Here is a 12,598-nt window from a genome sequence, read left to right on the forward strand (position 1 = left end):
GAAGCGGCGCAACTCCCTGCACGACAGCGGGCAGGCCATCGGGCTTCCTGCAGCCGGTCGTCCGGCGGTCACGTGCCCGGTGGAAGTTCGAACGCGGTGGTGAGTGATCCAGGGGTCACCGGCGTTCGCTGGCCGGAGCCCGAGACCGGAAGGCGCGCTCCGTCCATCGCCGGGTCGACGTAGGTCGCGAACCACTCGTCCAGACGACCGGCCAGTTCCGCCCGGACGGCAGCTTGGTGCGGGTTGCCGGACAGATTGTGTTCCTCTCCCGGATCGGTCGTCAGGTCGTAGAGCTCGTGGGGTCCGTGCGGGTATCTGTGCACGTACTTCCAGTCCCGGGTGCGGATCATCCGGACCGGGCCGTACTCGTCGTAGACGACCACACGGTCCCTGCCCGAGGTGTCGGCAGAGCCGGTGCCGTCGAGCAGGTCGGTGAAGGACCGCCCGGGCAGGCCCGGGTCGTGGGTGTGGTCGAGACCGAGGTACTCCACGAGCGTGGGAAGCACGTCGTACTGGGACAGGAGTGCGTCGCTGTGCGCTCCGGCGGGGATGCGACCGGGCTGTGCCATGAGGTAGGGCACCATGACCGAGCTGTCGTACATGTTCTGCGGAAAGGTGCCGTTGCCCTTGCCCCAGATGCCGTGATGACCGGCGTTGAATCCGTTGTCGCTGGTGAAGACGACCAGGGTGGATGCGGTGAGACCGAGGGTGTCGAGCCGGTCCAAGACCCGGCCGATGGCGGCGTCCATGGCGGTGGTCGCCGCGAAGTAGCCGATGAGGGCCTGGCGCGTGTCGGGTTCCCCGCCCACCGGGGCACCGTGCTCGTCCAGTGGCTGCCAGGGGTGCGGCGGGCTTTGCGGGCACGTTTCGAAGGCGCAGTCCTCGTACATCTCCACGTACGCGCGGGGATGCTGGTCCTTCCACGGCTTGTGCGGTGCGGTGAAGTGCAGGGAGAGGTGGAACGGCTCGGGACGCTCGGACTCCCCGACGAGGAACCGCTCGGCGTCCTCGGCGAGTGCGTCGGTGAGGTAGCGGGGTTCCTCGGTACGTGTGGCGTCGCGGTACATCGGCGCGCCGTGGTAGGGGCCACCGCCGCTCTCGTGGGCGTACCAGTGCACGAAGCCCTTGCGAGGCACGTCGTTCGCGCCCAGGTGCCACTTCCCACTGAGGCCGAGCCGGTAGCCGGCTTCGGCAAGCAGATCGGTGAACAGGGTCTGACCGGCGAGGAAGTCGACACCCGTGCGGCCCGCGTGGTGGTACGACAGCCAGTCGTGCACGCCGTGCTGGGAGGGCAGCCTGCCGGTGAACAGGGAAGCACGGGCCGGCGAGCACACGGGCGAGGTACAGAAGAAACGGCTGAAGCGCACGCCACGTGCCGCGAGAGAGTCCAGCCGTGGCGTGTGGATCTCGGTATTGCCCGCACAGCCCATGGCCCAGGGGCCTTGGTCGTCGGACAGGATCAGCAACACATTGGGACGGGCGGGGTCACGACTGGCCATGGGTCTCCCGGACCTGTGCGGCGGACACGCATGCAGGTGAGCAAGGGGGCGGGCACAGGTCCCGGCGGTGGATGTCGGCCATCATGTGCCTCGGCGTCTCGGCAGGTCAACAGCCTTTAACACATGAATCCCCTATGACATCCACAGTGAACGGGCGGCAACATCTCCGAAACAGCCGAGACACGCGCCAATTCATACGACATTCATTGCCTTTAGCAGCCGTTGACTGGCCAATGAATGTCTAGAAATCATTTGGCCACCCCCTTCCGGTGCCCAGCAGTGACCTTCGAGGAGTGCGCCATGTCCCGTGCCCAGCAGCCGTCAGAGGCTGGTGGATTCAGCCGTCCACTCTCCCGCCGTACGATTCTGGCCACAGCCCTGGTTGCGACGGCCGGCCTGACGGCCACCGCCTGCGGAGCCGGTTCCACATCCGGCGGGGGCGGCAGCGACTCCTTCACCTACTGGTCGATGTGGAAGCAGAACGAGCCGCAGGCGAGAGTGCTCCAGGCCGCGATCAAGGAGTTCACCGCGGACACCGGCATCGAGGTCAGTGTGCAGTGGAAGGGGCGCCAGGTCGTCCAGCAGCTGGCCCCCACCCTGAACACCGCGAACGTCCCCGCCGACCTCGTCGACTCCGCGGACCGCTTCGCCTACGCCCAGCTCCACGCCGTCGGCCAGGCCCTCGACCTCACGCCGCTCCTGGACGCCGCGGTCCCCGGGGAGAGTGGCAACACGGTCGGTTCCGTCGTCCCCGCCAAGTACCGCGACTTGACATCAACGGACGGCGCACTGTGGCAGATGCCGTACGAGGTGATCACCTCGCAGATCTGGTACGACGGCAAGACACTGCCCGAGCTGGCCGACAAGCCACCGGCCACCTGGGACGAGTTCACCGACCTGCTCGCCTCGCGCAGGAAGGACCGTGGTGACGGGCCGATCGCCCTGGACGCCGACATCGCCGACTACACGGCCCTGTGGACATACCACGCCGTACTGCGCGGACTGGGACCCGGCGCCTTCGGCAAGGCGGCTCAGGACAAGACCGGAGCCCTGCTGAAGGCGGACGGGTTCGTCGACGCGCTCAGCCATGTCGAGAAGCTGGTCACCGCCGGCGACTTCGCCTCCGGCTACGACGGCTCCAAGTGGCCCGCCCTGCAGCAGAAGTGGGCCAAGGGCAAGTCCGACTTCCTGCTGCTCGGCAGCTTCGCGCCCAGCGAGACCGGCCCGTTCGCGCCGACCGGCTTCACCTACCGTTCCATGCCCTTCCCGGCCTTCACCGAGGGAGGCGACACCTCCCAGGACATCTCCCTCATCGGGTTCTCCATACCGAAGAAGGCAAGGAACAGCGAAGCCGCGCAGCAGTTCATCGCCTACTTCATGGCGAAGAAGCACCTCGGGAAGATCGCCTCGCAGGCGAAGAACATCACCCCCCGGGCCGATGTCCCCGCGCCCGCGGAACTCGCCGACGCGCAGAAGGCCCTGGTCTCAGGCAGCGTGGTCAAGACCCTGGACGGCGTGAAGGAGACCGCCGCCGACTGGTACACCAAGGTCTTCCAGCCGCTGAACACCAAGTTCATCACCGGTCACCTCGACGCGAAGTCCTTCGCCGACCAGCTTGCCGACGACTCCGCCGCCTACTGGAAGACGGCTCCGTGACCGCCACCGGCCTGGTCCGCCCCGACACCGCCGAGCAGTCCCGCACCCGGAGGAGGCCGAGCACGGAACACGCGGGCGCACAGACCAGCCCGCTCGCCGCCCGACGGCGCAAGCTCTTCTGGCCGCTTCTGCTGCCCGCGGTCCTGGTGTACGTCGTCTTCTTCGCCGGCCCGTCCCTGTTCACGCTCTGGCTGAGCCTGAACGAGTGGGCGGGGGCCGGTCCCATGAGCTTCGTCGGGCTGGACAACTACCGCCGGCTGCTCCAGGACCCGACCTTCCAGCACGCCTTCGCCAACACTCTCTGGATCATTCTCGGTGTCGGTGCGCTGACCTTCCTCGTCTCCTTCGGGCTGACGATGGTGCTGCGCGAGATGGCGGGCCGCAAGGCCGCCCGGTCGATCCTGTTCTTCCCCAACATCGTGCCCAGCGTCGTCCTGTCCATCCTGTGGGGCTTCCTCTTCCAGCACGACGGACTCGTGGACGCCCTGGCCCGGGCGCTCGGAATGGAGCCCGCCAACTGGCTCAGCCAGGACAACCTCTTCAAGGTCATCATGATCGGCCTGGTGTGGACCTCCACCGGCTTCTACACCACCATCCTCATGGCTGCCGTCGACCAGATCCCTCCCGAGCTCTACGAGGACTGCGAACTCGCCGGAGCCAACGCCCTGCAGAAGTTCCGCAATGTGACGCTGCCCTTGATGTGGGAGGTCGTCGGTGTCTGCGCGGTGCTGTGGACCATCTCGGCCGTGAAGATCTTCGAGTTCATCTACGCCTTCGCCGGCGCGGCCGGGCAGATGCCGGACACCGGGGTGTGGAACACGGCCGTCTACACCTACGGAGAGGCGTTCGCCTCCGGCGGCATCCCACGCTACGGCGCGGCGTCCGCCAGCGCCGTGGTGATGCTGGCCCTGGTCTGTCTCCTCGTCGTCCTCATCCGCCGGATCATGCGCCGCGACACGGTTCAGTACTGATTCCCGGCTCCCCGCCCGCTCCCGGAGGTCTCCTTCCACCATGGCTGTCGCCAATCCCGGCCGGTCACCCGGCCCTCTCACCCGTCGGCTCCGCCGGCTCACGGTCACCAAGGCCGCGGGTGTGCCCGTGGTCTGGCTGTTCGTCATCTTCAACGTGTTCACCGGCGTCTGGCTGCTCCTGTCATCGGTCAAGAGCGCCGACGAGATCTTCAGCAGTCCGTGGCAGGTGCCGGAGAGCCTGCGGTGGGGGAACTACGCCCGCGCCTGGAGCGGTGCGCTGTTCGAGCAAGCGGCTCTCAACACCGTGATCGTCGTCGGTGGCACCGCGGTGATCACCGTGCTGCTGGCCGCACCCGCCGCCTACGTGCTCAGCCGTATCACCACGCGCTTCAACGGCGGCTTCACGCTGTTCTTCGCCCTCGGGCTGGGCATCCCGGCTCAAGTGGTGATGCTGCCGCTGTTCGTCGTCATGAACCAGCTGCTGCTGGTGGACAGCTTGTTCGGGCTGGTCATCGTCTACGTGGCGACGTCGCTGCCGTTCGCGGTCTTCTTCCTCACCGGCTTCTTCGCCACCCTTCCGGTGGAACTGGAGGAGGCCGCCGCCCTGGACGGAGCCTCACCACTGCGCACCTTCCGGCAGGTCATGCTGCCGCTCGCTCGCGGTGGACTGGTGACCGTACTGATTCTCAACATCATCCAGCACTGGGGGGAGACCGTCTTCGCCCTGGTTTTCATTCAGAGCACCGAACGCCAGACGCTCTCGCTCGCCCTGCTCGGCCTGTTGCAGCAGATGCAGTACAACGGCGCGGACTGGGGCGGCCTCTTCGCGGGCGTCGCCATCGTCGTACTGCCCGTACTCGCCTGCTACATATGGCTGGGCCGCCGGATCATCGAAGGTATGACCGTCGGATCGGTCAAGTAAGCCAGTCCGGGCTGCAGGGGAGAAGAACGACCATGGAAGACCGTCAGCTGTCCAGCGCACGCGAACTGAAGTTCAGGCAGCTCGCAGCCGACCTGAGGCGGCAGATTCTCCAGGGTGTCTGGGCCGCGGGCAGCAAGCTGCCCACGGAGAAGGAACTCGCCAGCGGCAGCGGCACCTCGGTCAGTACCGTACGGCGCGCTGTCGACGAGCTGGTCGACGAAGGGCTCGTCCTGCGCCGACAGGGCTCGGGAACGTTCGTGGCGCCACCGGACTCACCGTGGCCGGGCCGGTCCCTGGTCGGGGTCATCGTTCCCGACAACACGTTCTATTACCCGCACGTGGTCCAGGGCATCGAGGAGACGCTCTCCGCCGCCGGAGCCCGACTGCTGCTCGCCTGTTCGGGGTACGACCAGGAGCGCGAGACGAAGGACCTGCAGGACATGCTGGAGGCAGGCATCGACGGACTGCTCATCGTCCCGACTCTCGAAGGTCCCGAGCCCGCGTTGCGGTACCTGGCCCAGCTCTCCGAACTCCCGGTGCCGGTGGTGCTCGTCGAGCGGCGCCATGTCTCGTTGGGCGACACCAACGAGTACGTGTGCACGCACCATGAGGCGGGCGCGTACGACGCAGCTCGCCACCTGCACCGCCTCGGCCACCGCACCATCGGCCTCGTACTGCGCTCACCCAGTCCCACCGCGGGGCCGGTGGCCGATGGTTTCGCCCAGGCTGCGGAAGAACTCGGCCTTTCCACCACCGGATTCAGCGTGACCCGGCAGGAGTGGAGCCCGGCCGCAGCCGATCGGTGCGTGACCGCGCTGCGCGCGGCCGGCGCCACCGCCGCCGTGTGCTTCGGCGACCGGCAGGCCGCACTCGTGGCCGGCGCCGCCCGCCGGGCCGGACTGAGCGTGCCCGGGGACCTGGCCCTGGTCGCGTACGACGACGAGATCGCCGAACTCGCCGACATCCCGCTCACCGCAGTCGCACCACCCAAGCACCAGCTCGGCCGGACCGCCGCCCGGACCCTGCTGCGCCGGATCGACGATCCCACCGGGCCTCGCCGGAAGATCCTGCTGCGTCCCGCCATCACCGTCCGCCAGTCCTGCGGAGCCCACTCTCCGGCAGGCGAGACATCTGAGGAGAACTCTTCGTGACCGACATACGGCTCGGCCTGATCGGCGCAGGCGCGGTCGGCGTACTGCACGCAGAGGCCGCCACTGCCGTGCCCGGCGTACGCGTCACCGCTGTCTGCGACATCGTGGCGGACACCGCCGAACGCGTCGCCGGTCCCCTCCAGGCGGCCGTCTTCACCGACCACCGCGAGCTGATCGCCTCCGGCACGGTCGACGCCGTCATCGTCAACACCCCGCACACCCGGCACACCGGCATCGTCATGGACTGCGCCGCCGCAGGTCTCCACATCTTGGTGGAGAAGCCGATGGCCACGAGCAGCCCGGAGTGCGCCGCGATGGAAGGCGCGTGCGCGGACGCCGGCGTCGTCCTCTTCGTGGGCCACATCCAGCACTTCCTGCCACCCATGGTCGCCGCCAAGGCAGCTGTCGACGCCGGCGCCGTCGGAGCACCGCTCGCCGTCAACGACTGGCGCAGCACCGACTACCGGTTCGGTACCCGGCCCGCCTGGTTCTTCGACCCGGCCCTCTCCGGCGGCGGCGTGTTCATCAACATCGGCACCCACTGCGTGGACCGCCTGCTGTGGCTCACCGGCCGCCGCGTCGTCGCGGTCGAGGCCCGTGCCATGTACCGGGGCGCCACCGGGCTGGAGACCGATGTGCTGGCCCGGCTGGAACTGGAGGACGGGATCGCGGGACACCTCACGGTCACCAGCACCCTGCTGCCCGCCCGCGACGAGCTCACCCTGATCGGCGAACGCGGAACCATCCGTGTCCGCCGCGGCACCGGGGCCGCGCTGTACCCGGACGACGGATCGGGACCGGTCGTTCTGGCCGAGGAGACGGCCGACGACATCCCGAACGCCTTCCGCGACCAGTTGGCGGCCTTCGCCGACGCTGTGCGCGGGCAGGCATCGCCGGCGGTCCAGGGCGCCTACGGGCGACAGGTCATCGAGGTCGTCGAAAGCGTCTACCGGTCCTGCGGCACCGGAGGCGGACGGGTCCTTCTCGCGGACCGGGCAGGAGTTCCCGTTGCCTGACCTGCCCGGCGGCCCCCGCTGGGAGACGGCGTTCAGCACGCTCGGCTGCCCCGGGGCCGAGGCCTCCGAGGTGGCCGAGCCGGCCCGGGCGAGCGGATGCACGGGAGTGGCGCTGCGCTGCGCGCCGCCCGAGGGCTCCTCACCCCCGACTCCACCGCTGCCGAACGCCCCGGCCTGGTCGCACGGTTGGGCCGGGCCGGCTTGCGCGGCCTGTGGGTGTCTCCTACCTGCGGGCCGCCGACGCCAGCACCGACGACGAGGAGTGGAAGGAGCAACTGGACGCCTTGGTGCGACTCGCCACCGACATCGGCGCCCTGGGCGTACGCCTGTTCCCGGGAGCGCGTCAGTCCGGGCCGCTCGCCGTCGGATATCGCGGCTGGCTGCCTGGGGTGGGAGAAGCGCTGGTTCTCTGATGCGCCGGCGCTCCCGGAGGCACTCCGGCACACAGCCGGCGTGCTGGAGCGGACCGCTCCTCTTCTGCCCCGCACCATCCCCCTGAACAGCGATCAGAAAGGCACACCGTGTCCTTCACCCAGGAAGAGATCGACACTCAGCCGTCGTGCTGGCTCCGCGCCGTCGAGGCCGCCGGGGAACACGACGCGGCCCTGCCGCAGCCCGGCGAGGATGTCGCGGTAGTCGGCTGCGGGACCTCGTGGTTCATGGCGCAGTCCTACGCGGCACTGCGTGAGTCGGCCGGGCGAGGCCGTACCGATGCCTTCGCCGCCTCACAGTTCCCGTCCGGCCGCCGCTACGACCGTGTCGTCGCGCTGACCCGCTCGGGCACCACCACGGAGGTGCTCAGCCTGCTCAGCCAGGTGCGCGGCGGCACGACGACGACCGCGATCACGGCGGACGACACCACCCCGGTGGGACAGGCGGCCGACCACATCATCGCCCTCCCCTTCGCCGACGAACGCTCCGTGGTCCAGACCCGCTTCGCCACCACTGCGCTGGCACTCCTACGGGCCCACCTCGGGCAGGACCTCTCCGGTGCGGCCGAGGACGCGAAGCAGGCGCTCCTGGCGCCCCTCGACCCCCAGATCGTCACCGCCTCTCAGTTCACCTTTCTCGGCAGCGGCTGGACCTGCGGCCTGGCCGAGGAAGCCGCCCTGAAGATGCGCGAAGCCGCAGGCATCTGGACGGAGAGCTACCCGGCGATGGAGTACCGGCACGGACCGATCAGCATCGCCGCACCGGGGCGGGTGGTATGGGTGTTCGGCCCGGTGCCGCAGGGCCTGTCCGAGGACATCGCACGCACCGGCGCCACGCTGGTCCACTCCGACCGTGATCCGCTCGCCGATCTCGTCCGCGCGCAGCGCCTGGCCGTGGCCGTGGCCGAGGCGGCCGGTCTGGACCCGGACCGGCCGCGGAACCTGACCCGCTCCGTCGTACTGGCCTGACCGGAGACCCTGAACCAGATGAGAAGCAGCAGTTCGCCGGGCGGCTCCGTGGTGGGGATCGACCTCGGCGGCACCGACATCAGGGCCGCGCTGGTCAGCCCCGACGGCGCCGTCGTGCACAGCATCCGCCGGTCCACACACCGGGAGCGCGGTCCGCACGCCGTGGTGGAGGAAGAGGCCGACCACGCCAGTGTCTGCCTCGAAGCCGGTCCGCCGGTGACAGCGCGGGAGCGGGCCGATCTCAAAGCCGTGTACGGAGGGTGCTCGGACGCTCCCGTGCGGTCGTCCTCTCGGGCAGCCTGCCTCCCGGCCTGCCCGAGGACACCTGGGCCGAGGCTCGTCACTCCGGCCCGGAGGCAGAACGTGTCCGCCGTCGTGTGCGCCACGGGGAACGCGCTGCTCGCGTCGCTGGACGCCTCCCCCGCTGTGGTCGAGCCCAACCGGAGCGAGCAGCCTTCACCGGAGCCGTCCGCTCCGCGTGGGGAACGCACGCGACGTCCGTCGATCCTCGCCACCGTCTCACAGCGGGACGCGAGGTGATGACACAGGAGACCCTCCGCCTGCTGCGGCTGCTCCGTCAGGTCCCCTCGGAAGCGTCCGTCTGACCTCCTCACCCGGACTCCCCCGGTCCCCGGCCGGCAGGCGCCCGGGACCCGCCAGGAGCGCCCCGGGCGAGCTCTTCGCGTGGGAGCGCCCTCGCCGTCGCCCTGCCACCGCCGGACGACGGCACGAGTGTCACGACGGGACCTGCACCCGTTCCTCCGCAGGTCCCCCAAGCCGGTACCAGCCACCTGGAATCTCCCCATCCTCGACAAGGAGAACCTGTGCACAAGAGCCCTCTGCCCATAGGACGCCGTGGCTTCCTGGCCTCGACAGCGCTGGCGCTCACCGGGATCACCGGTGCGCTCCAGCTGCTCCCCGGCGCCACTGACGCCGCCGCCGAGGACGACAGGTACGACACACTGCGCCATGTGTGGGCCGAGATCCTCACCGGAGGTGAGATCGACCCCACCGACGACGCCTTCGCCGGTGCCCTGGCCGTCCTGTCCGCCAACGCCACCCGCCTGTGGAACTCGATGTCCGTGGACTCCTCGGCGAACTCCCTGTGGACGGGCCTCGCACTGTCCGCACCGGCCAACATGACCGCCAGCTACAAGCAGTTGGCCACCCTGGCCACGGCGTACGCCACCCCCGCCACCACGGCGAGCGACGGCAGCGGCCGGACGCTGTACGGCAACGCCGAGCTCGGGTCCGCCATCATCAGCGGCCTGGACTTCCTGCACTCCCAGGTGTACAACTCCGGCACCGCCGAGACGGGCAACTGGTGGGAGTGGGAAATCGGCTCCCCGCAGGCGCTGCTCAACGCGGCCGTCCTGGTGTATCCGCTGCTCTCGCAGACCCAGCTCTCCAGCTACCTCGCCGCGGTCGACACATTCGTCCCCGACCCCACGCTCAACCGCTACGGCGCCGCCCGCCAGCCATCGACGGGCGCGAACCGCGTCGACCTGTGCCAGGTCGTCGCACTGCGTGGTGTCCTCGGCAGGAGCAGCGAGCGCGTCGCCACGGCGGCTGCCGCCCTCTCGGACGTCTTCCCCTACGTGACCTCCGGCGACGGCCTGTACGCCGACGGCTCGTTCATCCAGCACACGTACATCCCGTACACCGGAACCTACGGCATGGTCCTGCTGCGTGGCCTCGCCGCCCAGTTCCAGCTGCTGGACGGAACCGACTGGGAGATCACCGACCCCGAGGCCGCCAACATCATCGGCTCGGTCGACAGCGCCTTCGCCCCCTGGGTATGGAACGGCCTGTGCATGGACGTGGTCCGGGGGCGAGCCGTCGCCCGCTCCGCGGAGACCGACTTCTACGACGGCAACCTGATTGCCCAAGCCGTGCTGCGCACCACGCAGGGCCCCGCCACCGCAGCTCAGGCAGCCCGCTTCAAGAGCCTCGCCAAGGGCTGGATCATCCGGGGCGAGGAGTACGCGCCCTTCGCCCGGACCGCGACGATCGGCGGCATCGCCCTGGCGCGGCAGGTCCTGGACGACACCTCGGTCCCAGCCGCCGAAGAGCCCGACGGCCATGTCCAGTTCGCCTCCATGGACCGGGCAGTGCACCGCCGCGAAGGCTGGGCGTTCGCCCTCGCAATGTCCTCGGCACGCGTCGCCCGCTACGAGGGAACCAACGGTGAGAACCTGCACGGCTGGCACACCGGCGACGGCATGGGATACGTCTACCTCGCCAACGACCTCGGGCAGTACACCGACGGCTTCTGGCCCACCGTCGACCCGTACCGTATGCCCGGCACCACCGTCGATACCCTCCCCCTCGCAGACGCGGCCGGGACCGGCACCCGTCCCGTGGCCACCTGGGCGGGCGGGGCGAGCCTGTCGGACCTGTACGGCTGCCTGGGGATGGACTTCGAGCAGTACGGCTCCACACTGACCGCCAGGAAGTCGTGGTTCTGCCTCGACGACTCCGTCGTCTGCCTGGGCGCGGGCATCACCGGGGGCAGCGGCGCCGAGGTGGTGACGATCGTGGAGAACCGCAACCTGCACGTGGCAGGCACCAACGTCCTCACGGTCGACGGCACCGTCCAGTCGGGGAAGGCCGGCTGGACGGACACCCTCACCGTCTCCGGCTGGGCTCACCTCGAGGACGTCGGCGGCTACCTCTTCCCTGACGGGGCGACTCTTCAGGCCGCGCGCACGGACCGCACTGGCAGCTGGAAGGACATCAACACCCTGTCCGGCAGCGCCGACGTACTGACCCGGCGGTACCTCTGCCTGCAACTGCCCCACGGCACCGCCCCGTTGTCCGCCTCCTACTCCTACGTCCTGCTTCCCGGCTTCTCCAAGGGCAGAACGAAGGCGCGCGCCGCCCGGCCCACCGTCGCCGTCCTGGCCAACACCGCCTCTGTGCAGGCAGTCCAGGACCAGGCCTCCGGGGTGACGGCGGCGAACTTCTTCGCTCCAGGAGCCGCCGGCGGGATCACCGTCTCCGCGCCCTGCTCCGTCATCACGCGCCGGCAAGGCCGCCGGCTCGTCGTCGGCGTTTCCGACCCCACCCACACCGCCACCACCGTCACCGTCGAACTCGGCCTCAGCGGAACCCTGCTGGAGGCGCACTCCTCGGTCACCGTCAGCCGGTCCTCATCTACGCTGGTCCTGACCGTCGACGTCTCCGGGGCGGCCGGCGCCACGCGCGAGGCCACCTTCACCGGCGTTCGGCAGGCCTGACGCGGCAAGGATCTCGACCGCCGGTCCGTCGGCCAGGAGCTCGACCAGCCCTCACTCGTGGACGTGGACGATGTCCGCGCTGCGCCGTGGGGTCTCAACCGCTCGGACCGGCGGAAGTCGGCACACCGGCCGCTCGGGCCTCGTCGAGGAGGAAGGGTGCCCGGACTCCGGGTCGTCGCCAGTCCTGTCGAACAGGACGTTCGCCCGTGCCTGCGTACGACGGTCTGCACCTCCCGGCGGGCAGACGGGTGCGGCTCGATCCACCCAAGTCGTTGTGGTTGAAGTGTGGTTGGCGGGGCGAGTCGCTACGATCTTCGCTCCTGAGCAAAATGGAGGAGAGTCATGGGCGACCGCCCGGTTCACACTGTTGAAGTTCCCCTGGGTGACGGCAGCGACGAGTCCATCCGTGTCCAGATCCGGGAGGTGGACGAAACGCTCGTCCGCGTGGGCAGGGGAGGTCGCTCCATCGCGCGAGCCGAACGTTCGTTCGGGCAGATGCTGGACACGGTACGCCCCGTGGCGGAGAGCTTCGTCGGGCGGTTCAGCGGTCTCGCGAACGCGCCTGACGAAATCACGCTGGAGTTCGGGGTGTCACTGTCGGCCGAGGCCGACGTGGTGATTGCGAGCACAGCGACAGCGGCCAATTTCTCTGTGAGCCTGACCTGGAACCGGAGTGACCCGGATGACTCCGACCGGAATACTGCCCAGGTCAGTTGATCCGGTCAGGGCGCCACGGGGGCACGG

Annotated in this window: 11 protein-coding genes; 10 read left to right on the forward strand and 1 reads right to left on the reverse strand. The window is 69.4% G+C overall.

Going from position 1 to position 12,598, the window contains the following annotated elements; genetic code table 11:
* Window positions 1-68: 68 nt before the first annotated feature.
* Window positions 69-1,499 carry a sulfatase-like hydrolase/transferase gene (locus tag AMK10_RS31120; RefSeq protein WP_073752128.1) on the reverse strand — a complete coding sequence of 477 codons (1,431 nt, stop codon included), beginning with the start codon at window positions 1,497-1,499 and terminating at the stop codon, window positions 69-71.
* A gap of 300 nt (window positions 1,500-1,799) precedes the next feature.
* Here AMK10_RS31120 and AMK10_RS31125 point away from each other — a divergent pair, with 300 nt between their 5' ends.
* The 10 genes from AMK10_RS31125 to AMK10_RS31170 all read left to right on the forward strand — a co-directional run bounded on the left by AMK10_RS31125 (window position 1,800) and on the right by AMK10_RS31170 (window position 12,571).
* The gene (locus tag AMK10_RS31125; RefSeq protein WP_073752130.1) at window positions 1,800-3,155 is read left to right on the forward strand and encodes an ABC transporter substrate-binding protein; all 1,356 of its coding nucleotides are present in this window, start codon (window positions 1,800-1,802) and stop codon (window positions 3,153-3,155) included.
* The gene (locus AMK10_RS31130) at window positions 3,152-4,126 is read left to right on the forward strand and encodes a carbohydrate ABC transporter permease (protein WP_073752132.1); all 975 of its coding nucleotides are present in this window, start codon (window positions 3,152-3,154) and stop codon (window positions 4,124-4,126) included. The genes AMK10_RS31125 and AMK10_RS31130 overlap by 4 nt, the downstream gene beginning before the upstream one ends.
* Before the next feature lie 40 nt (window positions 4,127-4,166).
* The gene (locus AMK10_RS31135; protein ID WP_079180937.1) at window positions 4,167-5,048 is read left to right on the forward strand and encodes a carbohydrate ABC transporter permease; all 882 of its coding nucleotides are present in this window, start codon (window positions 4,167-4,169) and stop codon (window positions 5,046-5,048) included.
* 32 nt (window positions 5,049-5,080) lie between these two features.
* On the forward strand, window positions 5,081-6,199 hold the full coding sequence (locus AMK10_RS31140; RefSeq protein WP_073752134.1) for a LacI family DNA-binding transcriptional regulator: 1,119 nt from the start codon (window positions 5,081-5,083) through the stop codon (window positions 6,197-6,199).
* On the forward strand, window positions 6,196-7,215 hold the full coding sequence (locus tag AMK10_RS31145) for a Gfo/Idh/MocA family protein (protein ID WP_079180938.1): 1,020 nt from the start codon (window positions 6,196-6,198) through the stop codon (window positions 7,213-7,215). Before AMK10_RS31140 ends, AMK10_RS31145 begins: the two co-directional genes overlap by 4 nt.
* Before the next feature lie 212 nt (window positions 7,216-7,427).
* On the forward strand, window positions 7,428-7,628 hold the full coding sequence (locus AMK10_RS31150; RefSeq protein ID WP_073752137.1) for a hypothetical protein: 201 nt from the start codon (window positions 7,428-7,430) through the stop codon (window positions 7,626-7,628).
* A gap of 108 nt (window positions 7,629-7,736) precedes the next feature.
* Window positions 7,737-8,615, forward strand: coding sequence for an SIS domain-containing protein (locus AMK10_RS31155; protein ID WP_073752139.1), 879 nt, complete (start codon window positions 7,737-7,739; stop codon window positions 8,613-8,615).
* Between the two features lie 18 nt (window positions 8,616-8,633).
* Entirely contained in the window at window positions 8,634-9,155 is a 522-nt protein-coding gene (locus AMK10_RS31160) for an ROK family protein (protein ID WP_073752141.1), read from the forward strand.
* Between the two features lie 284 nt (window positions 9,156-9,439).
* Window positions 9,440-11,854 carry a polysaccharide lyase 8 family protein gene (locus tag AMK10_RS31165; RefSeq protein WP_079180939.1) on the forward strand — a complete coding sequence of 805 codons (2,415 nt, stop codon included), beginning with the start codon at window positions 9,440-9,442 and terminating at the stop codon, window positions 11,852-11,854.
* Between the two features lie 342 nt (window positions 11,855-12,196).
* Window positions 12,197-12,571: a CU044_2847 family protein gene (locus AMK10_RS31170; protein ID WP_073752143.1), complete on the forward strand. Its 375-nt coding sequence runs from the start codon at window positions 12,197-12,199 to the stop codon at window positions 12,569-12,571.
* Window positions 12,572-12,598 lie beyond the last annotated feature (27 nt).

The organism is Streptomyces sp. CB02058, from assembly GCF_001905505.1.
In the GTDB taxonomy this organism is placed as follows: domain Bacteria; phylum Actinomycetota; class Actinomycetes; order Streptomycetales; family Streptomycetaceae; genus Streptomyces.